Source organism: Streptomyces nidicola (assembly GCF_050106155.1).
In the GTDB taxonomy this organism is placed as follows: Bacteria; Actinomycetota; Actinomycetes; order Streptomycetales; family Streptomycetaceae; genus Streptomyces.
Map to the genome: position 1 here is coordinate 354,230 of NZ_JBNBPI010000001.1, position 23,195 is coordinate 377,424.

25 protein-coding genes are annotated in these 23,195 nt (G+C 71.2%); 10 read left to right on the top strand and 15 right to left on the bottom strand.

Translation table 11 applies throughout. The features are described 5' to 3' along the window. Positions 1-64: 64 nt before the first annotated feature. A complete protein-coding gene (locus ACOKM3_RS01680; RefSeq protein ID WP_426896124.1) occupies positions 65-694 on the bottom strand; it encodes a helix-turn-helix domain-containing protein in 630 nt (209 codons plus the stop codon). Positions 695-789: 95 nt separating this feature from the next. On the opposite strand from ACOKM3_RS01680, the gene ACOKM3_RS01685 reads away from it, so the two are divergent. Beyond that, positions 790-1,812 (top strand): NAD(P)/FAD-dependent oxidoreductase, encoded by a 1,023-nt coding sequence (locus ACOKM3_RS01685; protein ID WP_426896126.1) that lies wholly within the window; start codon positions 790-792, stop codon positions 1,810-1,812. Positions 1,813-1,864: 52 nt separating this feature from the next. On the opposite strand, the gene ACOKM3_RS01690 is transcribed toward ACOKM3_RS01685, so the two are convergent. Genes ACOKM3_RS01690 through ACOKM3_RS01700 form a run of 3 tightly spaced genes read right to left on the bottom strand, consistent with a single transcriptional unit; the run spans position 1,865 to position 3,821 of the window. Further along, positions 1,865-2,086 carry a helix-turn-helix domain-containing protein gene (locus tag ACOKM3_RS01690; RefSeq protein WP_426896128.1) on the bottom strand — a complete coding sequence of 74 codons (222 nt, stop codon included), beginning with the start codon at positions 2,084-2,086 and terminating at the stop codon, positions 1,865-1,867. Beyond that, a complete protein-coding gene (locus ACOKM3_RS01695; RefSeq protein WP_426896130.1) occupies positions 2,086-2,577 on the bottom strand; it encodes a DUF2975 domain-containing protein in 492 nt (163 codons plus the stop codon). The genes ACOKM3_RS01690 and ACOKM3_RS01695 overlap by 1 nt, the downstream gene beginning before the upstream one ends. 38 nt (positions 2,578-2,615) lie before the next feature. Continuing rightward, a complete protein-coding gene (locus ACOKM3_RS01700; protein WP_426896132.1) occupies positions 2,616-3,821 on the bottom strand; it encodes an MFS transporter in 1,206 nt (401 codons plus the stop codon). A gap of 119 nt (positions 3,822-3,940) precedes the next feature. On the opposite strand from ACOKM3_RS01700, the gene ACOKM3_RS01705 reads away from it, so the two are divergent. Together ACOKM3_RS01705 and ACOKM3_RS01710 are read left to right on the top strand one after the other, a co-directional pair. After that, positions 3,941-4,801 (top strand): helix-turn-helix domain-containing protein, encoded by an 861-nt coding sequence (locus ACOKM3_RS01705; protein ID WP_426896134.1) that lies wholly within the window; start codon positions 3,941-3,943, stop codon positions 4,799-4,801. A 56-nt stretch (positions 4,802-4,857) separates the two neighbouring features. Further along, positions 4,858-5,763 (top strand): SDR family oxidoreductase, encoded by a 906-nt coding sequence (locus tag ACOKM3_RS01710; RefSeq protein WP_426896136.1) that lies wholly within the window; start codon positions 4,858-4,860, stop codon positions 5,761-5,763. Between the two features lie 24 nt (positions 5,764-5,787). On the opposite strand, the gene ACOKM3_RS01715 is transcribed toward ACOKM3_RS01710, so the two are convergent. Further along, positions 5,788-6,219 (bottom strand): PPOX class F420-dependent oxidoreductase, encoded by a 432-nt coding sequence (locus tag ACOKM3_RS01715; protein ID WP_426896138.1) that lies wholly within the window; start codon positions 6,217-6,219, stop codon positions 5,788-5,790. 66 nt (positions 6,220-6,285) lie between these two features. Next, on the bottom strand, positions 6,286-7,125 hold the full coding sequence (locus ACOKM3_RS01720) for an enoyl-CoA hydratase/isomerase family protein (protein WP_426896140.1): 840 nt from the start codon (positions 7,123-7,125) through the stop codon (positions 6,286-6,288). Positions 7,126-7,253: 128 nt separating this feature from the next. Here ACOKM3_RS01720 and ACOKM3_RS01725 point away from each other — a divergent pair, with 128 nt between their 5' ends. Together ACOKM3_RS01725 and ACOKM3_RS01730 are read left to right on the top strand one after the other, a co-directional pair. Further along, on the top strand, positions 7,254-7,838 hold the full coding sequence (locus ACOKM3_RS01725) for an ArsR/SmtB family transcription factor (protein WP_426896142.1): 585 nt from the start codon (positions 7,254-7,256) through the stop codon (positions 7,836-7,838). Between the two features lie 14 nt (positions 7,839-7,852). Then, positions 7,853-8,050, top strand: coding sequence for a hypothetical protein (locus ACOKM3_RS01730; RefSeq protein ID WP_426896144.1), 198 nt, complete (start codon positions 7,853-7,855; stop codon positions 8,048-8,050). Between the two features lie 15 nt (positions 8,051-8,065). Here the strand turns inward: ACOKM3_RS01730 and ACOKM3_RS01735 are convergent, their stop codons facing one another. Beyond that, positions 8,066-9,037, bottom strand: a complete 972-nt coding sequence (locus ACOKM3_RS01735; protein ID WP_426896146.1) for an SDR family NAD(P)-dependent oxidoreductase — start codon at positions 9,035-9,037, stop codon at positions 8,066-8,068. Positions 9,038-9,100: 63 nt separating this feature from the next. On the opposite strand from ACOKM3_RS01735, the gene ACOKM3_RS01740 reads away from it, so the two are divergent. The 3 genes from ACOKM3_RS01740 to ACOKM3_RS01750 all read left to right on the top strand — a co-directional run bounded on the left by ACOKM3_RS01740 (position 9,101) and on the right by ACOKM3_RS01750 (position 11,702). Then, a complete protein-coding gene (locus ACOKM3_RS01740) occupies positions 9,101-9,652 on the top strand; it encodes a TetR/AcrR family transcriptional regulator (protein WP_426896148.1) in 552 nt (183 codons plus the stop codon). Positions 9,653-9,738: 86 nt separating this feature from the next. After that, the gene (locus ACOKM3_RS01745; protein ID WP_426896150.1) at positions 9,739-10,326 is read left to right on the top strand and encodes a TetR/AcrR family transcriptional regulator; all 588 of its coding nucleotides are present in this window, start codon (positions 9,739-9,741) and stop codon (positions 10,324-10,326) included. Then, positions 10,323-11,702 carry an MFS transporter gene (locus ACOKM3_RS01750; RefSeq protein ID WP_426896152.1) on the top strand — a complete coding sequence of 460 codons (1,380 nt, stop codon included), beginning with the start codon at positions 10,323-10,325 and terminating at the stop codon, positions 11,700-11,702. The genes ACOKM3_RS01745 and ACOKM3_RS01750 overlap by 4 nt, the downstream gene beginning before the upstream one ends. A gap of 16 nt (positions 11,703-11,718) precedes the next feature. On the opposite strand, the gene ACOKM3_RS01755 is transcribed toward ACOKM3_RS01750, so the two are convergent. The 3 genes from ACOKM3_RS01755 to ACOKM3_RS01765 form a co-directional block, all read right to left on the bottom strand. Next, on the bottom strand, positions 11,719-12,363 hold the full coding sequence (locus tag ACOKM3_RS01755) for a LysE family translocator (protein WP_426896154.1): 645 nt from the start codon (positions 12,361-12,363) through the stop codon (positions 11,719-11,721). A 108-nt stretch (positions 12,364-12,471) separates the two neighbouring features. Further along, positions 12,472-13,404: a hydroxymethylbilane synthase gene (gene hemC / locus ACOKM3_RS01760; RefSeq protein ID WP_426896156.1), complete on the bottom strand. Its 933-nt coding sequence runs from the start codon at positions 13,402-13,404 to the stop codon at positions 12,472-12,474. 79 nt (positions 13,405-13,483) lie between these two features. Then, the gene (locus ACOKM3_RS01765; protein WP_426896158.1) at positions 13,484-14,062 is read right to left on the bottom strand and encodes a TetR/AcrR family transcriptional regulator; all 579 of its coding nucleotides are present in this window, start codon (positions 14,060-14,062) and stop codon (positions 13,484-13,486) included. Positions 14,063-14,202: 140 nt separating this feature from the next. Between ACOKM3_RS01765 and ACOKM3_RS01770 the strand changes: the two genes are divergently transcribed. Continuing rightward, positions 14,203-14,754, top strand: a complete 552-nt coding sequence (locus ACOKM3_RS01770) for a hypothetical protein (protein ID WP_426896160.1) — start codon at positions 14,203-14,205, stop codon at positions 14,752-14,754. 18 nt (positions 14,755-14,772) lie between these two features. Here ACOKM3_RS01770 and ACOKM3_RS01775 read toward each other — a convergent pair whose 3' ends face one another. From ACOKM3_RS01775 to ACOKM3_RS01790, 4 genes are all read right to left on the bottom strand, one after another. Further along, positions 14,773-15,525, bottom strand: a complete 753-nt coding sequence (locus tag ACOKM3_RS01775; protein ID WP_426896162.1) for a PIG-L deacetylase family protein — start codon at positions 15,523-15,525, stop codon at positions 14,773-14,775. Between the two features lie 56 nt (positions 15,526-15,581). Continuing rightward, positions 15,582-16,886 carry an alpha/beta fold hydrolase gene (locus tag ACOKM3_RS01780; RefSeq protein WP_426896163.1) on the bottom strand — a complete coding sequence of 435 codons (1,305 nt, stop codon included), beginning with the start codon at positions 16,884-16,886 and terminating at the stop codon, positions 15,582-15,584. Between the two features lie 127 nt (positions 16,887-17,013). Beyond that, positions 17,014-17,517, bottom strand: a complete 504-nt coding sequence (locus ACOKM3_RS01785; RefSeq protein ID WP_426896165.1) for a nitroreductase/quinone reductase family protein — start codon at positions 17,515-17,517, stop codon at positions 17,014-17,016. Between the two features lie 91 nt (positions 17,518-17,608). Beyond that, positions 17,609-18,637, bottom strand: a complete 1,029-nt coding sequence (locus ACOKM3_RS01790) for a LacI family DNA-binding transcriptional regulator (RefSeq protein ID WP_426896167.1) — start codon at positions 18,635-18,637, stop codon at positions 17,609-17,611. Positions 18,638-18,914: 277 nt separating this feature from the next. Between ACOKM3_RS01790 and ACOKM3_RS01795 the strand changes: the two genes are divergently transcribed. Further along, the gene (locus tag ACOKM3_RS01795; RefSeq protein WP_426896169.1) at positions 18,915-22,019 is read left to right on the top strand and encodes a family 78 glycoside hydrolase catalytic domain; all 3,105 of its coding nucleotides are present in this window, start codon (positions 18,915-18,917) and stop codon (positions 22,017-22,019) included. A 73-nt stretch (positions 22,020-22,092) separates the two neighbouring features. Here ACOKM3_RS01795 and ACOKM3_RS01800 read toward each other — a convergent pair whose 3' ends face one another. Continuing rightward, positions 22,093-23,055 carry a helix-turn-helix domain-containing protein gene (locus ACOKM3_RS01800; protein WP_426896171.1) on the bottom strand — a complete coding sequence of 321 codons (963 nt, stop codon included), beginning with the start codon at positions 23,053-23,055 and terminating at the stop codon, positions 22,093-22,095. Positions 23,056-23,195 lie beyond the last annotated feature (140 nt).

Sequence of the window (23,195 nt, forward strand, 5' to 3'; positions counted from 1 at the left end):
CGTCAAACCGGGTTCGGCCGCATACTAAGCGGTCGCTTGCCGATCTGTGAATGCCCCGTCGGGGTCACTGTTCCTTCTTGCGCGCGGGACGGGCCCGTACGTGCATGCGCTCGCCCTGCGGACCGAAAAGGATCAGAAACTCGGCGGGCCCCTCCCCCGTCGACCCGAACCAGTGCGGCACACGCGTGTCGAACTCCACGGCCTCGCCGGGTTCGAGCACCACATCGTGCTCACCGAGCAGCAGTCGCAGCTTCCCGGACAGCATGTACATCCACTCGTAGCCCTCGTGCGACTTCTGTTCCGGGTTCTCGACCCTGCGCTTCGGCTCGATCACCTTGTACGCCTGGAGCCCGCCCGGCTTCCGCGTCAACGGGATCATGGTCCGGCCGCCCCGAACGATCGGCTTCGCCTGCACCCGCGGGTCCTCCACGGGCGGGGCGCCGACCAGCTCGTCCAGCGGCACCTTGTGCGCGCGGGCGATGGGCAGCAGCAGCTCCAGGCTGGGCTTGCGCAGGCCCGACTCCAGGCGGGACAGCGTGCTCACGGAGATGCCGGTGGTCTCGGAGAGCCCGGACAGGGTGGCGCCGCGGTCCTTGCGGAGCGCGCGCAGCCTGGACCCCACGCCGGACAGGACGGCGTCCATGCTCGCGTCCGACTGTTCGTCCTCGTGGTTCTGATGACCTTGCCGATTCATGAATCCATTGCAGTTTCAGCAAGCTTGTTTGTCAATACGGGGAGAGCGGGTGCACCTTCGGAGCAAGGCACTTTCCCCGGTACGAGGTGGTCACCATGCAGGCACAGGTCAAGCAGGACGCGTACGAGGTCGTGGTCGTCGGCGGCGGAACGGCGGGCCTGACGGCGGCGCTGATCCTGGGCCGCTCGCGCCGCTCGGTCCTCGTGGTCGACGCGGGCGAGCCCCGCAACGCGCCGGCCGCACACATGCACGGCTTCCCGTCGCGGGACGGCATGCCGCCGGCCGAGTTCCTGGCGGAGGTGCGGCGGGAGGTCACGGAGTACGGCGTCGAGCTGGTACGGGACCGGGTGACGGCGGCCGAACCGGACGGCTCCGGCGAGTTCGACGTGACGCTGGCGGACGGCGACCGGGTTCACGCGCGCCGCCTCGTCATCGCCACCGGCCTGGTGGACGAACTCCCCGACATCCCGGGCCTCGCCGACCGCTGGGGCGACGACGTGATCCACTGCCCGTTCTGCCACGGCTACGAGGTGCGCGACCAGCCCATCGCCGTCCTCTACCGCAAGGCGACGGGCATCCACCAGGCAGTTCTCTTCAGCGACCTCTCCTCCGACGTGACACTGTTCCTGAACGGCGCGGACGAGGACGACCTCCCGGACGAGCACTGGCAGACGCTGGCGGCGGCCGGGGTGAGCGTGGTGAGCGGCAAGGTCGACGGCATCGAGGTGACGAACGACCGGCTGACCGGCGTGCGCCTCGAAGGCGGCCGGGTCTTCCCCCGCTCCGTACTGGTCGTCCCGACGGTGATGGCCCCGCGCGACTCCCTGCTGAGCGCGCTCGGCGCCCGCACGAAGGACACCCCGGCGGGCCCGTTCGTCGAGGTCGACCCCACCGGCCTGACCAGCGTCCCGGGCGTCTGGGCGGTCGGAAACGCAACCGGCCCCGCCGAACAGGTCGTCAACGCGGCAAGCGCGGGCTACCGCGCCGGCGTCACCCTCCACGCCCAACTCCTCCAGGCAGACCTTGACCAAGAGGTCACGCGACGCCGCGCGGGGGTGTTCTCACCGGAGGGCGAGCAGGCGGTGGCACGGGCGCGGCGGGAGGTTGTGGGGGCGTGAGGAATATCCGGGGCGGAGCGGGGTGTGCCCCTCACGCCCCGCCCCGGGTACGTCACTCGCCCGCGTCTCCCTCCCCCTCCCACCGCAGCAGGTCCCCCGGCTGGCAGTCGAGGACCTCGCAGAGGGCGGCGAGGGTGGTGAAGCGGACTGCCTTGGCGCGGCCGTTCTTCAGGACCGCGAGGTTGGCGGGGGTGATGCCCACGCGGTCGGACAGCTCGCCGACGGACATCTTGCGTTTGGCCAGCATCACGTCGACGTCGACGACGATCGGCATCAGATCACCTCGTCGAGCTCGGCCCGCAGCTCCGTCGCCTCGACGTCGCGCGCGACCGCCTGGGCGAGCAGCATCCGCAGTACGAGGACGATGAGCGCGACGCCGAGGATCGCCAGGCCGATGCCGCCCATGATGAGGGTGACGCCCGGGTCATCCCGCTGGCCGGGAGCGTTGACGGCCGTGACCGTGAACCACAGCGCCGCGGCTGCCACGATCGCGCCGATCACCCCGTCCACGTACCGGAAGGCCGCGTGGGAGAACACGGTTCCCCGGCGCACCATCGCCACGAGCCGCCATACGCAGACCAGGGCGACCTGGGCCGCGACCATCCCCAGGATCGTGATCACGCGCAGGGCGGTCAGCGGCAGCGTGCCGCCCTCCGGGTCGCTCCCGCTGATCAGCAGCCACGCCATCGACACCTGCACGAACACGGTGCCCGTGAACACCACCGCAAGCACGCCACGCAGCGCACGTACAGTCCACTTCCCCATGACCCACCCTGACCTTCCCATTGAATTGCGATGGGAATCTATCGAAATTCGATAGATTCGGCAAGGGGCCTCGGGGCGGACTCACACGAGGAGACTCGTGGGGTCGGCCGGCGGCGTTCGATGAGCAGGAAGACCATCAGGCCGATCAGGGTCATCGTGGCGCCGGTCACGGCCAGTTCCGGATAGTGGTGGGTGCGGGCCAGGACGAGGCCGCCCATCGCGGAGCCGAGGGCGACGCCCGCGTTGAACGACGCGGCCGCGAGCGCCGAGACCAGGGCGGAGGCGGCCCCGGCGATGTGCAGCACGTAGGACTGCAGGGGCGGAACCATGCCGAAGCCCGCGCCGCCGAGCAGCACCAGGAGGACCAGTGTCGCGGGCAGGACCGGGCCCAGCGCCCACAGGGCCAGCAGCCCGACGGTCAGGGCACCGAGGATGACGACGACGGTGCGGGTCACCGAGCGGTCCGCGTAACGGCCACCGAGGGCGTTCCCGGCGATCAGGCCCGCGCCGAACAGCAGCAGGATCCAGGTGACGGAGCCGGCGGACACGCCGGTGACGGTGGTCAGGTAGGGGGCGATGTAGGTGTAGACGACGAACAGGCCGCCGTAGCTGAGTGCGATGGCGAGGAATGCGGCCCACAGTCCCCCGCCGCGCAGGACGGTGAAGCCGCGGTCCTCGCCCGCACCGTCGCCGCCCGCGGGCGCTGCGGGCAGCAACAGCCACATGGCGAGGGCGCCGACGGCGGCGAGGGCGGAGACGACCCAGAACGCCGACTCCCAGCCGGCCGCGCGTCCGACGACGTTGCCGACGGGGACACCGATCACGTTGGAGACGGTGAATCCGGTGAAGACGACGGCGATGGCCGTGGCCCGCCGATTCGGGGCGACCAGACCGCCGGCGATGGTGATCGCGGTGCCGAGGAACCCGCCCAGCATGGCTCCGGCGAGCGCACGGGAGACGGACACCACCAGCAGGCTGCCGGCGAGGGCGGTAACGGCGTTGGCCACCAGGAACACCAGGGTGAGCCAGATGACCACGGGCTTGCGGGGCAGGCGGAGCGTGGCGGCCGCGACGAGCGGGCCGCCGATCATCGCGCCGAGCGCGAAGCTGGTGGTCACCCAGCCCGCCTGGGAGACCGATACGGCGAGGTCGTCGCTGATGAGCGGCAGCAGACCGTTGGGCACGAGTTCTGCCGTGCCGAGCGCGAACGCGGTCAGGGCGAGCGCAATGATGGGAAGAGGCATGTTCCCGATCGTGAAAGACACGCAGGTCAGCTACCAGATCCCGGCTTTTGCACCCCTGGGGAAGGGTGGCACCGACAGGGATATGGTCGCGCGCGGACATCACCGCATACGGTTGATATATGAACGATCCAGGTGATCTGGCCGTCTTCCTCCGGGCCAAGCGCGCCGCCCTGCCGCCGGAGGCGACCCCCCTCAACGGCTTCGGGGTGCGCCGCCGCGTCCCGGGCCTGCGGCGGGAAGAGGTCGCACAGCTGGCCGGGGTCAGCGTCACGTACTACACCCGCCTGGAACAGGGCCACAGCCGTCATGCCTCCGACGAGGTCCTGCTGGCCCTGGCCCGGGCGCTGCAGCTGTCCGTCACGGAGACCGAGCACCTGCTCGACCTCGTGCGCGCCAAGCGCACCACCGCCGCCGCCCCGGACTCCGGGCCTGAGACCGCCGGCCGGAACGCGCGGACCTTGCTGTCGCTGGTCGACACCCGCCCCGCGGTCATCCTCGGCCGCCGCAACGACGTGCTGGCCTGGAACGAGCTCGGGCACGCCCTGATCGCCCCGCACCTGCCGGCCGACACGCCCGAGCACCCCGAGACCCGCCCCTCCCTGCCCCGCCTGCTCTTCCTCGACCCGCAGGCCCGGTCGCTGTACCGGGACTGGGGCCAGGAGGCCGCCGACTACGTCGCCTATCTGCGGCTGATCAGCGGGAAGTACCCGGACGACGAAGCCCTGACCCGCATGGTCGGCGAACTGTGCGTCCACGACGACGACTTCGCCGCCCTGTGGGCCTCGGGGCGCGTCGGCGAATGCGTCGCCGGCACCAAACGCATGGTCCACCCCGGGGCCGGCGAGATCACCGTCGACTTCCAGCTCTGGGCCCAGTCGGACCGGCCCGACCACCGCATCGAGATCTACGAACTGCGTGACGACCCCGACGGACTCCGCACCCGCGCACTCCTGGACACCGATTCCGCACGACTCCGCTGACCCAACTCCCCTCCACCCATGGAAGATTGAGCGTTCACGCGGTATCCATGTGCGCCATGACGCACTCCTCGCCCGCCCCGCGCGGCCTCCCCGCCCCTCCCCCGCTCGGCGCATCCGCGCTGTCCCCGGGCACGTACGACGACCGGCTCGTGCTGGTGACCGGGGGTGGTACGGGGCTCGGGCGGGCCGTCGCCGCGGAGTTCGCCCGGCTCGGCGCCGGCGTGATGATCGTCAGCCGGAAGGCGGAGCATCTGGCGCCCGCGCGCGAGGAGTTGCAGGCGATCGAGGGCGCGGGGCTGATCACGGCGGCGACCTGCGACATCCGCGACGCCGCCCGGATCACGGAGGTCTTCGACGCGGCGTTCGCGGCGCACGGCCGGATGCCCGACGTGCTGGTGAACAACGCGGCCGCCAACTTCCCCGTACCGGCGGAGGAGTTGTCGCCGAACGGCTGGCGCTCGGTCATCGACATCACGCTCAACGGTACGTACTTCATGACCCGCGAGTTCGGACGCCGGCACCTGGCGGCGGGCACGCCGGGCTCGGTGATCGCCGTCGGCGCGTCGTACGCGTGGACGGGCGGGCCCGGTTTCGCGCACAGTTCGGCGGCGAAGGCGGGCGTGAAGAATCTGGTGGAGACGCTCGCCGTGGAGTGGGGGCCGTACGGGATCCAGGTCAACGGCCTGGTGCCGGGCCTCATGCCGCACGAGGACATGACGCCCGACATCCGCGCGGGCCTCGACCGCGCCGACGACCCCGCCGCCCGCCAGCCCGCTCTCCGGGTGGGCGCGCCACGGGAGTTGGGGTGGGCGGCGACGTTCCTCGCCTCGCCCTACGCCCGTTTCGTCAGCGGTCACACGCTGGTGGTGGACGGCGCGAACTGGCAGCGACGCGCTCTGGTCAACGCGCCGGTGACGCCGGTGCGCGAGCAGATGGGGCGCGGCCCGTTCGAGGGCGGCTGACGGGCCACGCGCGCCGTACGGGTCTCAGCCGATCCGCTGCCCGTACACGTGGTCCACGGCCATCACCATCAGCACCCGGCGGTCGGACACCATCACCGACCGGTACTCGTCCCAGTCCGGGTGCCCGCCCGCCGCCTTGCGGTAGTAGTCGACGAGCGCGTCGACCTCGGGACTCTTGGGGTCGACGCCCGGTCCGACGAGCGTCACGGCGCCCTCGGCGGTGGCCCAGGCCCGGCCGTCGGAGGCGGTCACCTCCAGCGCGGCGCGGGGGTCGCGGCGCAGGTTCGCGGTCTTGGCGCGGCCCTCGGTCATCGACACGTACAGCGTCTCGGTGTCGGGGTCGAAGAAGGGCTGGACCGGGGAGAGTTGGGGCCGGCCGTCGGCCTTGAGGGTGGCGAGCACACCGAGCCTGCTCTCGGCGAGAAGGGTGTGCGGGTCGAAGGGTGCGGTGGTCATGGTCACCTTTCGGGCGGGGCGGACGCTACGACGTCGACGTGGCCCGCCGACACCTTTGCGAACATCTCACGCGCCCCGGTATTCCGGCGGCCTGCGCCGCGCCTTCGCCGTGAATCCTTCGGTCGCGTCCTCGGAGGTGAGCGTCAGCGCCGCGCTCATGGCGACGCGGTCGAGCGCCGCGTCGAGCCCGGCGTCGGCATACGCGTCGATGTCACGCTTGACGGACTGCACGGCGAGCGGCGCGTTACCGGCGATCTCGGCTGTTACGTCACGTGCGGAACGCTCCAACTCCTCGGCCGGTACAACCTGTTGGAGCAGGTTCAGCCGGTGGGCGGTCTCCGCGTCGATCCGCCGCCCCGTCAGTGCGAGGAACTTCGCCCATCCGGCCCCCGCCTCGCGCGCGATCCGCAGATCCCCGCCCGCGTCGACGGCGACCCCCAACTGCGCCTCCGGCAGCGCGAACACGGCGTCGTCGGCCGCGATCCGCACATCCGCCATGAGCGCCAGTTCGAACCCGAAGCCCAGGCAGTACCCCTGCACGGCCGCGACCACGGGCTGCGGCAGCCGCGCGAACGCGGCGAACCGCTCGTGCGCCCACCGGATGCCCTCGTAGTACGCCCGATGCCGCGCGGAACCGCTCTCCCCCTCGATGCCACCGCCCGGCGCCGTCACATCGATCCCCGCGCAGAAGGCCCGCCCCTCGGCGCGCAACAGCACGACACGTATCCGCTCGTCGAACCGGATCCGGTCGGCCATGACACCCAGCTGCCGACTGGACTCCCAGCTCCAGGCGTTGAGCTTGGCCGGACGGCACAGCGTGAGCACACCGATGCCGTTCTTCTCGACGTCGAGGCGCAGCCGCCGCTCGTCCCCTTCGGGGATACGGGTGTCGGTCGTGTCGATCATCCGCGCAGGGTAGCGGCGGGGGGTCGCATCCTGAAGGCCCGCCGAGCCTCCAACTCGCGCAATCAGTCGGGGCGTTGGATGCAAAGAAACCCTTGCAAGGGTTTCTTTGCAACGCTACCTTTGCACGCATGACCGAGCCCGCACAGCCGAAGGTCCGCAATCTCGACGCCCGCTCCCTGCGCGGGCTCGCACACCCGCTCCGGATGCAGCTGCTGGACTCGCTACGCTTCGGCGGGCCCGCCACCGCGTCCCAACTCGCCGAGAGGCTGGGCGAGTCCAGCGGCGCCACCAGTTACCACCTGCGCCAGCTCGCCGCTTACGGGTTCATTGAGGACGCGCCGGAGCACGGCAAGGGGCGGGAGCGCTGGTGGAAGGCCGCCTATCAGGGCCTTCGCTTCGATGACGCCCTCATGACGGACAAGAATCCGGAGGTGCGCGGCGCAGCCGATCTGTACCTCCACGAGCTGCTGACCACGCACACCCGCGACCTGTCGACCTGGCTCGGCAATCGCCACGACTGGACTGAGGACTGGAACAGCGCCTGGGAGATGAGCAGTTGGACGCTGAACCTCACCCCCGAAGTCACCCGCGAGCTCATGAGGAAGCTGCACGCCATCATCCGCACCTACCACGACAGACCCGCTCCCGAGAGCGCCGAGGGCACGGCGCAAGTGCGCCTACATACCCACGCGTTCCCACTGGTCACAGAGTGAGAGGCCGTACGCCGATGCACCCCGACCCGCACATGCACCTCTTCCTGCACCACACGCGCGCCGGCGAACTCCGCGCCGAGGCCTCCACTCACCATCACCCCCGCACGACCGGTCGGCCTTCCCGTGGCCTGCGTACGCGGGTGGGCTGGACGCTGGTCGAGGTGGGCCTGAAGCTCGCCGCACCACCGAGGTCGGCGAGCGCCACACCGTAGCCCGGCGTCGGAAGGTCAGGCGCGGAGCAGGTCGGACGAGACCGTCCAGAGGCGCTCGGCCGTCGCCGGGTCGAGCGCCCATTCCTTGACGCCGTGCGGATGCCGCGCGAGTTCGGCGTCGTTCGGCACCGTGTACGCCTCGCGCCCGTCGTCGAGGTAGTGGCCCCCGGTGTGGGCGAACTGCGGGGCGACCGCCGCGACGATGCCGGTGGCGGCCCCCTGCTCGACCGTCTTGTACGTGAAGGTACCGGCGGCCTCGGCGGCGTCGAGTGACGCCTTCTGCTCGGGCGTGAAGTTCCGCTGCAGCCCCGTCGCGACACCCCCTGGGTTCACCGCATTGGCCACGATGCCGTCGGACGCCCAGCGGCGGGTCGCCTCGACGGCGAAGAGCGAGTTCGCCGTCTTGGACTGGGCGTAGGCGACCTGAGGATCGTACGTGCGACGCTCGAAGTGAAGGTCGCCGAAGTCGACGCCGGCCCGCATGTGCGCCGTGGAACTGACCGAGACGATCCGCGCCCCGTCGCGCTCGGCCGCTCCCCGCGCCAGCGCGCCACGCAGCCCGACGGCCAGCGCGAAGTGACCGAGATGGTTCGTCGCGAACTGCAACTCCCAGCCCGCGCGCGTGCGTTCGAGGCCACCGGTGACCACACCGGCGTTGTTGATCAGCAGGTGCAGCGGGCCGCTCCAGGTGTCGACGAAGCGCGCGACGGAGGCCGCGTCGGCGAGGTCCAGTCGGGCGACCCGCGGCCGGGACCCGGCCGTCGACTTCTCGATCCTCTCGACGACACCCTCCCCCGCGGCGGTGTCGCGGACGGCGAGCGTCACCCCCGCCCCGGCCGCGGCCAGCGCACGCGCCGTCTCGGCCCCGAGTCCGGAGGAGGCCCCCGTCACGACCGCGCGGACACCGGCGAGGTCAATGCCGCGCAGCACCTCATCAGCGGTGGTCGAGGCGGTGAAGGGAGTGGTGATGAGGCCGGGAGCATCCATACGACCGACTATACGCACTGGACTAGATTTGTATAGTTCGAATACCACCCCTACGCTCACCCCATGAGCACCCCCGACGCCGACCGCCGCACCCTGGTCCTGGACTCCGCCATGGCCGCGTTCGCGCGCTTCGGATACCGGAAAACCTCCATGGACGAGGTGGCACGCGCCGCGCACATCTCCCGGCCCGGCCTCTACTTCCTCTTCTCCTCGAAGGAGACCCTGTTCCGCGCCGCGGTCACCCAGACCCTGGAGCAGGACATCGACGCGGTCGAACACATCCTGGCCGACACCGGCCGCCCCCTTGCGGAACGCCTCGTGGACGCGTTCGACCGGTGGGCGGGCCGGTACGTCGGCCCGATGGCGCGCGACGTGACAGCGGTCATCGAAGACAACCCCGGGCACCTCGGCGAGATCGTCGACACCGCACCACGACGCTTCGAGAAACTGATCACCGACGCGATCGCCCCCACGTCGACACAAGAGGCCGCCACCCCCGTCGCCCAGACATTGATCAGCACATCGATCGGCCTCAAATACCAGGCCACATCACGGGAGTTCTACGTGGACCGGATGAGGACCGCTGTCGCGTTGCTGGCGCGCGACAGACCCTAGGCGCCCCGCTGGACACTCCGCCGGCGTTCCACACAAGCACCGGCCAGGTGTAGACACTGTCTACCCGCATCGGGTAGACAGTGTCTATGCAGCCGAACGACACCGCCACCGGCGGCCTCCGCGAGCGCCTCATCGACACCGGCGTGACACTCGTCGACACGGAGGGCGCGGCCGCGTTGTCGCTGCGCGAGATCGCCCGCAGGGCGGGGGTCTCGCACGGCGCGCCCCGCCGCTACTTCCCCACCCACCTCGAACTGCTGTCGGCGATCGCCCGACGCGGCTTCACGGATCTCGGCGACCAGGCCACGCGGGCGCTCTCCGACGCCGGACAGGACCCTCGCACCCAGGTGGCCTCCCTGTCGCGCGCCTATCTCGGCTTCGCCGCGCGACACCGCGGCATGTACGAGCTGATGTTCCGTCATGATCTGTTGGAGAGCGGAGAATTGGGGCTGCGTGAGACCAGCCTCCCGTTGTTCAAGGTGCTCAGTGACCGGGTGGCGGCAGCGCGCCCGGATGCGGAACCGGCTCTCGTGGCGGGCGCGTTGTGGGCAAATCTGCACGGTGTCGCCCAGTTGTGGGGCTGGGGCAGTCTCCAACTGGCCGTCGCCGTCGAGGACATCGAGCCACTGCTGACCTCGGTGCTCGACGCCCATCTGGGCCCGGCGCCCCGATGAACGGCCGCACGCGTCGGCGCGTCACACTCGCGGGCAGCGTCGTCGGCGCGGTCCTCGTCGCGCTCGACGGCACGGTCCTGACCGTCGCCCAGCCCGCGCTTCAGGACGACCTCGGCGCCTCCCTCGCGCAGGTCCAGTGGACCAGCACCGGCTATCTGATCGCGGTGGCCAGCCTGCTGGTGTTCGCCGGACGGCTCGGCGACCGCTACGGGCACACCCGGCTCTTCGGGTACGGGATGCTCGGGTTCGCGGCGGCGTCCGCGGGGATCGGTGTCGCACCGGACATCCGCTGGGTGATCGGGCTGCGCGTGCTCCAGGGCGTGTGCGGCGCGCTGCTGCAGCCTGCGACGCTCGGCATGCTGCGGGCCGCGTACGACGCCGATTCGCTCGGTATGCCGATCGCTTTGCGCACCAGCGCGATCGGTGTCGCGGCGGCCGCGGGTCCGCTGGTCGGCGGGGTGCTCACGGCACAGCTGGGCTGGCGTTCGGTGTTCTTCCTGGGCGTGCTGCCGGCGGTGGCGATCGCGGTGCTCGTCCTGGCGGTACGGGACCGGGCTTCGGAGGCCGGAACGCGCGCCGTCGGGCTCGATCCGGGCGGTGCGCTGCTGCTCGCGGTGGCGCTGGGCTGCCTGGTGGCGGCGCTGACCGAACTCCCGGGAGCGGGTTGGTCCGCGGGCACGGTGCTGCTCGCGGCAGGGGCGGGGACGGCGGCGGTGGCCTTCGTGGTGCACGAACGCCGGGCGACGGACCCGTTGTTGTCCCCCGCGCTGCTCGCGTCCCCGGCCGTCGCGCCGGCGCTCGGCATCCTGTTGACGGCTTCGGCGGCCCTGTTCGGCACGCTGTTCGTGGCCACGTACTTCTTGCAGGACGTGCTCGGCCTCGACCCGCTCGGCACGGCGCTGCGGATGCTGCCCGCCGCCCTGTGCATGATGCTCGCGGCACCGCTCACCCCGGTACTGCTGCGCCGCTACGGGTCCCGGGCGACAACGTCAGCCGGGATGCTGGTCCTCGCGGCGGGGGTGTTCGGCTTCGGCCGCCTCGACACGTCGGCGTCTCAACTGGCCATCGGAGCCTGCGCGTTGGCGATGGGCACGGGCTTCGGCACGGTGATGGTCGCCGCGACGGAGTCCCTCGTCCGCCGGGCCGACCACGGCGCCGCCGGCGTGGCGGGCGGCCTCCAGCAGACGGCGATGAACGTGGGCCCGACACTCGGCGTGGCGACGGCGACGACGCTGCTCGCCTCCGGCACGGACTTCGTGGCATCGATGGGTGTGACGCTGACGGCGCTCGCGGTCCTGGTACTCGTGGCCGGTGCGGCGGCGGTGCGGCTCCCCGACAGGGCGCCGCGGGCAGCGGCCCGGGCTCGTACCCCTTAGGTGATACGGGCTGGGCTCAACCGGAGACCGGCGTACGGGACAGCGCGGTGCGCAGCGCGAAGACGCCGAGCAGGCCGCCTGCCGTGAACCGCTGGGCGGTCATGGCGCGGGGACGGGCGGCCAGGAACCCCGACACGCGGGCGGCGCCCAGCATGATCAGGGCGTTCACGGTCATCCCCACGACGATCTGTACGCCGCCGAGTTGGAGCAGCTGCCCCCAGGCAGGACCGGCGTGCGGGTCGAGGAACTGGGGCAGCAGCGCGGCATACATGAGCGCGATCTTGGGGTTGAGCAGGTTGGTCAGCAGCCCCATCGAGAACAGCCGGGCGTCGGAGACCGGGGGCAGATCCGCCGCCGGAGCGAACGGCGAGCGGCCGCCGGGCTTGAGCATGCTCCAGGCGAGATAGGCCAGGTAGGCGGCTCCGGCGAGCTTGACCACCAGGAACGCCACCGGCACGGCGGCGAACAGCGCGGAAAGGCCCGCGGCCGCGGCCACCAGATAGGCCACGAATCCCACGGCCGTCCCGCTGAGGCTGACCAGGCCCGCCCTGCGCCCTTGGGTGATCGCACGGGAGGCGAGATGGATCATGTTCGGTCCCGGCGTGAGGGCCATGCCCAGTTCGATCAGGGCCACTCCCCCGACTGCGGTCGCACTGATCACCGGTCACCCTCCTGGTCGGCATGATGTTCGAACACCCGTGCCACAGGTTACGCGACGAGGGAAAGCGGCCGGTCAGGCCCTCGGAACAGAATCCCGCCGGTCGGTCCCTCAGTGCGGAATCCCGTCGATCAGCTCCCGCGCCCCCTGCCGCAGCAGCGCCACCGCCACAGACATCCCCAGCGTCGCCGGGTCCAACGGGCCCGCCCACTCCTGCGCGTTGAGCACCCGCTTGCCGTCGGGGGTGAACACACAACCCCGCAGCGACAGGTCGCCGGAGCGCTCGGCGCGGGCGTAACCGGCGATCGGCGAGTTGCAGTGGCCCTGAAGGACGTGCAGGAACATGCGCTCGGCCGTCGCCTCGCGCCAGGTGTCGCGGTCACCGAGACCCGCCACCGCCTCCAGCGTCGCCTCGTCGCCCTCGCGGCACTGCAGCGCCAGGATCCCGGCGCCGATCGGCGGACACATCGTCTCCGGCGAGAGGACCTCCGTGATGACGTCGGTGCGCCCGATGCGTTCGAGTCCCGACAGCGCGAGCAGGAGTACGTCCGCGTCCCCCGCCGCCATCTTCTCCATGCGGCGATTCGCGTTCCCGCGCATCGGAACGCATTCCAAGTGCGGGTGGGACGCGGCGAGTTGGGCCACACGGCGGACCGAGGAGGTGCCGACGCGCGTCCCTTCGGGCAGCTCGTCGAGGGTGCGGCCCGCCGGGTCGATCAGCGCGTCCCGTACGTCGTCCCGCTTGAGGTAGGCGCCGAACGTGCAGCCCTCGGGCAGCGGCCGGTCGGCCGGGATGTCCTTGAGGCAGTGCACGGCGAGGTCGGCCTGCCCGTCGAGCAGCGCCCGGTCGACCTCCTTGGTGAAGGCACCCTTGCCGCCGAGCTTCGACAGATCACCCATCCACTTGTCGCCACTGGTCGTGACCGGAACGACCTCGGTCCGGATCCCGGGGTGCAACGCGGCGAGTTCGGCGCGGACACGCTCCACCTGGGCCAGCGCCATCGGCGACGAACGGGAGACGATACGGATCAACTCGGCTGACATGCCGACACGATAGCCCCTTCGGCGTCGAAGGGATCGACACCCCCGCACGGAGTGTGACGCACTCAGCGGGACTCCGCCCTCACTCGGGGCGCAGGATGCCTTCCACCCCGTGCAGGAACGTCTCGGAGATGAGCGCGGGGTCGAAGAGGCAGCCGGCTGCCATGGCGCCGTCCCGGAGCATGACGAAATGCCGGCCCGCCTCGTCCGCGGGCGTGCGGCCGGCCCGTTCGAGCAGCTCGACGGCCGTTTCCAGGAACCATTGCCGATGCGCCAGCACGGCCTGGTGGACCGGGTGCGACGGGTCCGGGTACTCGGCGGCGGCGTTCAGGAAGGCGCAGCCGCGAAAGCCCGAGGACCGGATGCCCTCGGTGATCGTGCGAGCGACGGCACGGACGGCGTCGGGGGCCGGCAGTTCCTGGGCGCGGACGGCCTCGACCTGGCCCCGGATGCCCTGATCGGCCTGTTGCAGGTAGGCGAGGACGAGCTCTTCCTTGCCCTTGAAGTGCCGGTACAGCGTGGCCCGGGTGACCTGGGCCTCTTCGATGATCCGGTCCACGCCGACCGAGTGGATGCCCTCGGTGTAGAAGATGCGGGTCGCCGTGGAGAGCAGCCGCGTCCGCGCCTCGGACGTCCTGCCGCTTGTCGTGCTCGCGCTCATGGCGCCCACCGTACCAGGCACATGAGGGAGAACGTTCGGTCTTGACGGCGGGACCCGGACGGCTTTAGATGAGAAGAGACCGAACGTTCTCCCTCGGTCCATCACTCCGGCGCGTCCCGCGTCCTCCGAAAGGGATCCTCATGGAAACCGTCGTCTCCGCGCCCGCCCCCGCGACGAACCCTGTCGCCTCGCTGCGTCGCCTGTACCTTCTCCGCTTCGCCTTCGCCGCCGTCTGGGCCGGGCTGCTGTTCACGAGCGCCGACTCCCTGGGGACCCTCAGCAAGACGCTGCTGGTGCTCTATCCCCTGTTCGACGTGGCCTGCGCGATCGTCGACGTACGCTCCGCCAAAACCAACCGCGGTCCGGTGCGCGGCCTGTACGTCAACATCGCTCTCAGCGTCCTGACCACCGCGGGGCTGCTCGCGGCCGTCTCCTCCGGCATCCCGGCCGTGCTGCGACTGTGGGGCGCCTGGGCGATCACCGCGGGCATCGTCCAGCTGACCGTCGGTGTCCTGCGGCGCGGCATGGGCGGGCAGTGGCCGATGATCGCCAGCGGCGGCATCTCCGCCCTCGCCGGGGCCTCCTTCATCGCCCAGGCGGCGAAGGACGGCGCTTCCCTGACCAATCTGGCCGGATACGCCTTCCTCGGCGGCGTCTTCTTCCTCGTCTCCGCGCTCCGTCTGCGGCGCTGAGGCGGAAGAGCGCGAGCCCTACCGGCCGAACACCTCGAACGGCACCGCCGGCTTTCCGCCGAACCGCTCCGCCGCCGCCTGCGCGTTCCCCGTCAGGAAGGTGCGGCAGTACGTCTCCGGGTCCTCGCTCGTCAACACCTCGATGTACGTGCGGTGTTCGAGGAGCGAGGTGATGGAGCGCTCGAGCCCCGCCGTGGCGTCGACGGCGTGGGTGGGCTGTGCGGAACCGGCGATGGCCACCCACCGCACCCCGTTCCACGGTTCGAGGCCCCGCTCGGTCAGCTCGGGGAAGATCCACCGGTTGCCCGCGTCGCCGACCGCGTCGAGCGTGGCCCGGCCGACGGCGACGTGGTCGGGCGTGTTCCAGGCGACGCCGCCCCACGTGTCGCGGTGGTTGAGGGTGATGACGAGTTCCGGGCGGTGGCGGCGGATCGCGGCGGCGATGTCGCGGCGCAGCGCCGTGCCGTACTCGATGACACCGTCCCGGTGGTCGAGGAACTCGACCACCGGGACGCCGACGACCGCCGCGCTCGCCCGCTGCTCCTGCTCGCGCAGCGGACCGCACTTGGCGGGTTCGAGGGTGTCGATGCCGGCCTCGCCCCGGGTGGCGAGTACGTAGGTGACCTCGCGGCCCGCGTCCGTCCATGCCGCGACGGCGGCGGAGCAGCCGTACTCCAGGTCGTCCGGGTGGGCGACGACGGCGAGGGCGCGCTGCCAGTCCTCCGGCATGGGCTGGAGCGGGGCTTCGGTGCTGGGTCCGGGCAGGGTCATACGGGCATCGTATGGCCCTGCCGGAAGGATGGCCCTGCCCGACGCCAGGGCAGGCCCTACGCCTCGCCGCGCGCCATCGACAGCAGCCGGTCGAGCACCCGCGGTCCGCCCGCGCGCAGCCCGTCGTGCTCGAACTCGTTCGTCACCCACGGCCGAAGGCCACGGATGGTGCGGGCCGTGCGCAGTGCGTGCTCCGTGTCCACGTACATGTCGTCGTGGTAGACGGCGGCGACCGCCGGGACCTCGTTCGCGGCGAGCCGCGTCGGGTCGTACAGCGGCGCCCAGTCGGTGCGGGCCGCGACCCGCTCCGCGACCTCGCGCAGCGGCCGCAGCGCCGGGTCGCAGTCGAACTGCCACGGGTGGATGGTCTCGCCGGTGAACAGCAGCGGACCGCCGCCCGCGAGGGCCTTCTCCCCGTCGAACTGCGGGAATTCACCGCGTACGCGCTCCGCGGACCAGTCGGTGGCCCGGCCGCCCTGCGCGTAGATCGCCTCGTGCAGCAGGGCGTACAGCGGGTGGGACCGGTAGGACAGGGCGCCCGCGACCTGTTCGCGGAACGCGTCCGACAGCTCCCGCCCGCCCGGCGTCCGCACGAACGCGTCCTCCAGCAGGTAGTGCAACCGGTCGCTGCCGTCGCCGGCGCCGAGCCAGATGCCGAGGGACTGGAAGGCGGGCAGGGTCAGCCGGTAGCCGTTCGGCAGGACGGGCTCGTGCTCGAGGACGTACGCGGCGATGTCCCGCGCCCGCTCGACGTCCATCGGGTAACGGGCGTAGTGCGCACGGACCTTGCGCTCGACGCGCGGGTACGCGGCCCGGTAGACGTCGTCCGCGTGGCCGTCGAGGGTGGGCAGGCCACCCGTGATGATCGCGGTCTCGAGCCCTTCCGGCGCGGACGACAGATAGCGGACGGCACAGAAGCCGCCGAAGCTCTGTCCGAGGATCGTCCAGGGCGCGCCGCCGGTGACCTCCCGGCGGATGAACTCACAGTCGCGCACGATCGAATCGGCGCGGAAGTGCCCCACGTAGTCCGCCTGCTGCTCGACGTCGCCGCGCAGCGGGAGCGTCTGGCGGTTGACGGTGGCGGAGGCGCCGGTGCCGCGCTGATCGAGGAGCAGGACCCGGTAGTCCTTCAGCGCGCGGCCGAGCCAGGCCGCCGGTCCGGAGAAGCGGTTGGCACCGAAGCCGGGACCGCCCTGGAGGTAGAGCAGCCACGGCAGGTTCTCGTGCGCGCGCCCCGGAGCGACGGCCTCACGTGCGAAGAGCTCGATGCGCTCCCCGTCGGGAAGATCGTGGTCCAGGGGTACGGAGAACCGACGGTCGGTCAGGACGACCCCGGCCTGTCGATAGCTGGCGGCGCTCAATGCGGCTCCTGTGCGGCGGTGCGGACGGTACGTCCGCCCAGTTCAGCACATGACGATGGCGCAGGTGGGCGCTACCCCCGCAGCACGGTGTGCATGGGGTCCGGTGTCCCGACACATACGGCACGGGTCACGCCGAAGCGCCGGGCGACCCGCCGTGCGGCGTGCCGGACAGCGGTTCCAGGACGACCACCGTGGTCTCGAACGACCGCTTCGCCGCATGGGCGTCCAGGTTCGTCTCGGTCTCGCGCCAGCGGTCCCACAGCCGGGTCCGCTCGTCACCCGTCGCGGCACGCGCGCGTACGGCCCTTCGCCCGCCCACCAGGTGGACTGTCGCCTCGGGGTGCGCCAGGAGGTTGAGCCACCAGGCCGGCTCGCCCTCGCCCCACCCGTTCATCGCCAGCGTGACCAGGCGCGGACCGTCCTCCACGTAGGCGACGATGACGCCTCGCAGGCGGCCGGTGCGGCGGCCCGTGGTGGTCAGCCGCAGGGTGCCCCATTTGTCGGGGCGCGGCTTCCACAGCCCGACCCTGCCGCCGGAGGCCCGGTACGCGCCCCGGTGCACCGACCAGGCCAGGCGGATGAACCAGCGCGGCGGGAGCCACGGCGTTTTCGTACGGTCCCCGGTCGGCATGGCGGCCTCCCCCACGCACTGTCGGCTGCGGTTCCGGAGCACGGTAGCCGCGGGCGCCCGCCCCGGGTAGGGCCGAACGGTCCGCTGACTTTCAGCGCGCGCCCAGGCTCGATCCGCGCACCACCAACTCCGGCTGCAGCACCACCCGTCGGTGCTCGTGCGCACGCCCGGGGTCGTCCGCCGCCTCGATCTCCTCGAGGAGGAGGTCCGCGGCCAGGGCGCCCATGTGGACCGCGGGCTGCCGCACCGATGTGAGCGGGACCGCGGCCGCCGCCGCGAACTCGATGTCGTCGTAGCCGACGATCGCGATGTCGTCGGGGACCCGGACCCCGGCCGCGTACAGGGACTGGAGGACGCCGAGGGCGAGGAGGTCGTTGGCGCAGAAGACGGCGGTGGGGCGCTCGGTGAGGCCGAGGAGGCGGGCGCCCGCGTCGCGGCCCGCCGCCACGTCGAGCCGTTCGGTCGGGAGTTCGCGCAACGCGGAGGACGGGAGGCCGGCTTCCTTGAGGGCGCGCAGGGCGCCCTGGCGGCGGTCCTGGACCTGGTTGAGCGTGCGGGGGCCGCTGACGTAGGCGATGCTGCGGTGTCCCGCGTCGATGAGGTGGCGCACGGCGAGCGCGCCGCCGTTGACGTCGTCGACCGAGACCGAGCACTCGGTGGCGCCCTCGGCGACGCGGTCGACCAGGACGAACGGGATGTCGTGCCGGCGGAAGGCCTCCACGGTGGGCCCTGTCGCCTCGGCGGGCGTCAACAGGACTCCGCGCACCCGCTGCTCGGCGAAGAGCGACAGGTACTCGGCCTCCTCGGCCGGGCTCTGCGCGCTGTTGCACACCATCACCCCGAGCCCGGCGTCCCGCGCGGCGCGCTCGGCTCCACGCGCGACATCCACGAAGAACGGGTTGCCCATGTCGAGGACGAGCAGGCCGATGATGCGGCTGCGCCCGGCGCGCAACTGCCGCGCCGACTCGCTGCGGACGTAGCCGAGCCGCTCGATGGCGGCCTGCACGCGGGCACGCGTCGCGTCGGCCACGGCCTCGGGCCGGTTGATGACGTTCGAGACCGTGCCCACGGACACCCCCGCTTCACGGGCGACGTCCTTGATCCCCACGGACTGTCCCATCGGGTGTGGTCCTCCTGGTGAGCTGGTGCGGCAGTCGGAGTGTACGTGGCGGGGCCCGTCCGGTGTTCGACACATCGGACGACCGGGTGAATCGTTTCGGACTTGACCATCTCCCCAGCAGGCGCGACGCCCCTCCCCCTGCCTCCGTCCACCCAGCATGTCGTATCAGTAGGCCGGATGCGCCTCATACATACCTCATGCACGCCCCTTGCCTCTCGAGGCGCGTACCTGAATCGTTTGAACCGGAACACCTTCACCGACGAAGGGACACCCCGAGATGCGCAGCGACATACGTCGCAGAACCGTCCTCGCCGCGAGCGCGGGCGCGGTGCCCGTCATCGCGGCCCCGGCCCCGTCCGCCGCCGCGGCCCCCACCGGACCGGCCACTCTCCCCGCTCCACCCGCTCCCCCGAACGGCGCCGTCACCGGACTCACCACCGAACACCGCGTCGACCCCCTCGGCACCGACGCCACCCGCCCCCGCTTCGGCTGGCGGCTCGGTTCACGGAAGCGGGGCCTGACCCAGGGCGCGTACCGGATCCGGGTGGCATCCAGCGCCGCGCGGCTCGCCCGCGCCGACGTGTGGGACAGCGGCCGCGTGACGTCGTCCGACTCGGTGGCCGTGCGCTACGACGGGCCCGAACTCAAGCCGTCCACCGGGTACTTCTGGTCCGTGACGGTGTGGGACGCGGACGGCCGCGAGGTCGGCACCTCCCCCGCCGCCCGTTTCGAGACCGCCCTGCTGAGCAGCGACGGCACCACCCGCTGGGACGGCGCGCAGTGGGTCGGCATGCAGGGCAAGAAGCCCAACTCGGCGGGCGCGCCGCTGCTGCGGAGCGAGACCGCGCTGCGCGGCAAGGGCCAGGTGCGCGAGGCGCGTCTGTACGTGTCGGCGCTCGGTGTCTACGAGGCGTACGTCAACGGCGAGCGTGTCACGGTCCCCGAGGGCGAGGGCCGCACGGCCGAACTGCTCACCCCTGGCTGGACCAACTACGACACGAGCGTCAACTACATGACGTACGACGTCACGGAGTCGGTCACCCGCGGCGGGGGCCGTGCCGTGACGCTCGCCGCCGTGCTGGGCAACGGCTGGTACAACGCGCGCGTCTCGGAAGGCAGTAAGTACTACTCCAAGGACGGCAATCCGCTCGCCCTCAAGGCGAAGCTCCTGATCCGGTACGCGGACGGCAGCACGCAGAGCGTCGTCACGAAGCCGGGCGCGGGCTGGCAGGCGACCGACACCGGCCCCTACCGCGCCGACGACATCTACGACGGTCAGACCTACGACGCCCGCAAGGAGTTCACCGGCTGGACGGCGAGCGGCTTCGACGCCTCGAAGTGGGCGGACGTGGAGGAGGTCGGTTACGCCGCGAAGTTCCCGGACGCCAAGCTGACCGCCTACCCCGGCGAGACGGCCCGTCTGATGGAGAAGTGGGACCGCACACCGCAGTCGCTGACGGTCTACTCCGAGGTCACGGGCGAGGAGTCGAGCGCCAACGGCAAGGGCCGCATCGTCCCCGACCCCGCCCGCTCCACCGACGGCAAGCCGGGTCCTGTCACCCTGCGCCCCGGTGACACCGCCGTCTTCGACCTCGGCCAGAACATGGTCGGCGTCCCCCGCTACACGCTGCGCGGCACCGCCGGAGCCGAAGTCGTCGTCAGGTTCGGCGAGATGCTCAACGACGACAGCAAGGGCGCGGACGGCCCCGAGGGCTCGCTGTACCGGGCCAATCTGCGCTCGGCGAAGGCCACGAGCACGTACGTCCTCAAGGGCGCGGATGACGGCGAGACACACCAGGACTCGCTCACCTTCTACGGATTCCGCTATGTGTCCGTGGCGGTGACCACGAAGGACGCCGAGGTCACGGTCTCGGACCTGACCGGCAAGGTCGCGACCTCCGCGATCCGCGAGACCGGCAGCATCACGACCAACGACGAAGACATCAACCAGCTGATCAGCAACGTCCATTGGGGCCAGCGCGGCAACTATCTGTGGGTGCCCACCGACTGTCCGCAGCGCGACGAGCGGCTCGGCTGGACCGGCGACACGCAGGTGTTTTCCAGCACCGGTCTCTACAACACGGACTCGGTCGCCTTCCTCAGCCACTTCGAGGACATCCTGATCGAATCGCAGAGGACGTACGGCGTCGACGGCGCGCAGTTCACGGCCGTCGCGCCCGGCAACCGGTACAACGCCGCGGAGCCGTGCAGCGGTTGGGCGGACTGCGGGGTCGTCGTGCCGTGGACCGTGTGGCAGATGAGCGGCGACCGGACCATCGTCGACCGCGGCTGGGACGCGATGGTCCGCTACATCGACTGGATCAAGAAGAAGGGCGGCGACAGCTACGCGGGACAGGGCGCGATCTTCGCCGACTGGCTCGCCTTCCAGAACACCGGCACCCAGCTGATGAGCGACGTCTACTACGCGTACAGCGTCCGCCTGATGGCACAGATGGCGAAGGCCACCGACCGCGCCGCGGAGTCGAAGGCGTACGAGGACCTCTTCACCCGCGTCCGCCGCGCCTTCATGGCCAAGTACATCGCCGTCGACGGCGACAAGATCACCGTACGGTCCAGCCTCGGCGGCAAGCCGGTCATGGGCGGCGACCCGGAGGACAACAGCCAGTCGGCGCTCCTGTGGGTCCTCAAGCTCGGCTTCTACGACACCCAGGCCCAACGCCGGTCGCTGGTCGGCCTGTTGGCGGACAACATCGGCAACGACGCGGCGTACAAGGCCGCCCACCCCGACAGCGCCCGCGTCGACTACGCGGAGAACACCCTGTCGGTCGGCTTCCTCGGGGTGAACGTGCTGGCGCCGGTCCTCACCGACGAGGGCCGCCCCGACCTGGCGTACAAGCTGCTGCACCAGGACGCGATGCCGAGCTGGCTGTACTCGGTGAAGAACGGTGCGACGACGATCTGGGAACGCTGGAACTCCTACTCCAAGGACGACGGTTTCGGCCCGGTGGAGATGAACTCCTTCAACCACTACTCGTACGGCGCGATCATGGAGTGGATGTACGCGTACATGGCGGGCATCGCCGTCGACCCCGACCACCCCGGGTTCCGGCGCTTCCGGCTCCAGCCGCACCTCGACCCGACCGGCGCCATCACCCAGGTATCGGCGCGGCATCTGTCGCCCTACGGCGAGATCACCAGCGATTGGGAGCTGGCCAAGGACGGGACGTTGACGTTCGAGGCCACCGTGCCCGCCAACACGGAGGCGACGCTGAGCCTGCCCAGCGTGTCGGCTTCGTCGGTGCGCGCGGGGCGTACACCGCTCGCGCAGGTCGAGGGCGTGCGGGCGGCAGGATTCGCCGACGGCAGGGCGACGTTCCGGCTGCCGCCGGGGCAGTACCGGCTGACGAGTTCGGTGCGCTGACGCGATCGGGTTCGGTGCGCTGACGCGATCGGGCGGGCTCTCCTCATCCTCCGTGGGCACTCGGTGGAGGACGTCAGGAGGGCTCGCCCTGCCGCGACAGCCTTCGCCATTCGCTGGGAGTGGTGCTGTAGGCCTCGCGGAAGCGGCGTGAGAAGAAGGCGGGATTGCCGAAGCCCCAACTGCGGGCGACCGCCTCGATCGTGCGGTGAGCGTGTGCGGGGGCCGCGAGGTCGCTGCGGGCGCCCTCGAGCCGTCTGCGGACGATCCATTTCTCGAGGCTGAGCCCGCCGTCCGCGCACAGGCGGTACAGCGTCCGCACGGACGTGTTGTGCGCCCACGCGATCCGTTGCGGGGTGAGGTCGGGTTCCCTCAGATGGACGCGGGCGTAGGCCAGGACCCGGGTCAGGAGGGTTTCCGCGGCGACGGCGCGGCGGGTGGCGTCGTCGCCCGTGACGGACACCACCCAGGCCCGGACGAGTTCCAGGGTGGCCGATGCCAGGGCGTCGGCTTCGGGGCCCGTGGTGACGCGGTCGGCGATGTTGTGCAGGCCGTGCACGTGGTTGATCAACAGGCGGCCGACGGGGCTGTGTTCGAGCGTCGGGATCGCATTGCGGATCGACTCCTCGGGCAGGCCGAGGCGTTCGGTGTCGAACATCAGGGCAAGCGTGCTGCCGATCCCGGACCACCAGTACTCGTACCCGGCGGGCATGTGTTGCAGGGTCGCGCTGTTCGGGCCGATGCGCTGGTGGTGGTCGGTCCAGGAGAAGCCGCCGGATCCCTGGCGATGGATATTGATCGCGACGGTGTCCAGCGAGTCGCGTCGCGCCTGTCGGAGTGAGCGGGAGACGCGCATCCCGGTGCCCTGGGTGTGAAAGAGCGTGAGGGGTCCGAGGGGCCAGAGTTCGAGGCGTTGCCAGACCGTTCCCTCGGGCTCCTCCCCCTGGACGGAGGAGACACCGCCGGCGCCGGCGGCCACCGCTTCGAAGGCCGCGATCCGGTCGCCGACCGGAAGGTCGCTTGTGTCGAGGACGAGCACGACGCCTCCCCTGCCGGCAGCGGCCCGTCGCCGCCCGAGGCGTCAGTGTCCGCCGTGTGCGTCTTGCCGGGCAAAGGTGAATGTACGCAGCACGGGCCTGCCCGCATGTCTCCTGGGGCGCACGGTGCGCCAGGTGCGGA

What these genes read in the sequence shown, in the direction of transcription:
- ACOKM3_RS01680 (WP_426896124.1), bottom strand. Translation starts at nt 694, where the DNA reads ATGAATCGGCAAGGTCATCAGAACCACGAGGACGAACAGTCGGACGCG.
- ACOKM3_RS01685 (WP_426896126.1), top strand. Translation starts at nt 790, where the DNA reads ATGCAGGCACAGGTCAAGCAGGACGCGTACGAGGTCGTGGTCGTCGGC.
- ACOKM3_RS01690 (WP_426896128.1), bottom strand. Translation starts at nt 2,086, where the DNA reads ATGCCGATCGTCGTCGACGTCGACGTGATGCTGGCCAAACGCAAGATG.
- ACOKM3_RS01695 (WP_426896130.1), bottom strand. Translation starts at nt 2,577, where the DNA reads ATGGGGAAGTGGACTGTACGTGCGCTGCGTGGCGTGCTTGCGGTGGTG.
- ACOKM3_RS01700 (WP_426896132.1), bottom strand. Translation starts at nt 3,821, where the DNA reads ATGCCTCTTCCCATCATTGCGCTCGCCCTGACCGCGTTCGCGCTCGGC.
- ACOKM3_RS01705 (WP_426896134.1), top strand. Translation starts at nt 3,941, where the DNA reads ATGAACGATCCAGGTGATCTGGCCGTCTTCCTCCGGGCCAAGCGCGCC.
- ACOKM3_RS01710 (WP_426896136.1), top strand. Translation starts at nt 4,858, where the DNA reads ATGACGCACTCCTCGCCCGCCCCGCGCGGCCTCCCCGCCCCTCCCCCG.
- ACOKM3_RS01715 (WP_426896138.1), bottom strand. Translation starts at nt 6,219, where the DNA reads ATGACCACCGCACCCTTCGACCCGCACACCCTTCTCGCCGAGAGCAGG.
- ACOKM3_RS01720 (WP_426896140.1), bottom strand. Translation starts at nt 7,125, where the DNA reads ATGATCGACACGACCGACACCCGTATCCCCGAAGGGGACGAGCGGCGG.
- ACOKM3_RS01725 (WP_426896142.1), top strand. Translation starts at nt 7,254, where the DNA reads ATGACCGAGCCCGCACAGCCGAAGGTCCGCAATCTCGACGCCCGCTCC.
- ACOKM3_RS01730 (WP_426896144.1), top strand. Translation starts at nt 7,853, where the DNA reads ATGCACCCCGACCCGCACATGCACCTCTTCCTGCACCACACGCGCGCC.
- ACOKM3_RS01735 (WP_426896146.1), bottom strand. Translation starts at nt 9,037, where the DNA reads ATGGATGCTCCCGGCCTCATCACCACTCCCTTCACCGCCTCGACCACC.
- ACOKM3_RS01740 (WP_426896148.1), top strand. Translation starts at nt 9,101, where the DNA reads ATGAGCACCCCCGACGCCGACCGCCGCACCCTGGTCCTGGACTCCGCC.
- ACOKM3_RS01745 (WP_426896150.1), top strand. Translation starts at nt 9,739, where the DNA reads ATGCAGCCGAACGACACCGCCACCGGCGGCCTCCGCGAGCGCCTCATC.
- ACOKM3_RS01750 (WP_426896152.1), top strand. Translation starts at nt 10,323, where the DNA reads ATGAACGGCCGCACGCGTCGGCGCGTCACACTCGCGGGCAGCGTCGTC.
- hemC (WP_426896156.1), bottom strand. Translation starts at nt 13,404, where the DNA reads ATGTCAGCCGAGTTGATCCGTATCGTCTCCCGTTCGTCGCCGATGGCG.
- ACOKM3_RS01765 (WP_426896158.1), bottom strand. Translation starts at nt 14,062, where the DNA reads ATGAGCGCGAGCACGACAAGCGGCAGGACGTCCGAGGCGCGGACGCGG.
- ACOKM3_RS01770 (WP_426896160.1), top strand. Translation starts at nt 14,203, where the DNA reads ATGGAAACCGTCGTCTCCGCGCCCGCCCCCGCGACGAACCCTGTCGCC.
- ACOKM3_RS01775 (WP_426896162.1), bottom strand. Translation starts at nt 15,525, where the DNA reads ATGACCCTGCCCGGACCCAGCACCGAAGCCCCGCTCCAGCCCATGCCG.
- ACOKM3_RS01785 (WP_426896165.1), bottom strand. Translation starts at nt 17,517, where the DNA reads ATGCCGACCGGGGACCGTACGAAAACGCCGTGGCTCCCGCCGCGCTGG.
- ACOKM3_RS01790 (WP_426896167.1), bottom strand. Translation starts at nt 18,637, where the DNA reads ATGGGACAGTCCGTGGGGATCAAGGACGTCGCCCGTGAAGCGGGGGTG.
- ACOKM3_RS01795 (WP_426896169.1), top strand. Translation starts at nt 18,915, where the DNA reads ATGCGCAGCGACATACGTCGCAGAACCGTCCTCGCCGCGAGCGCGGGC.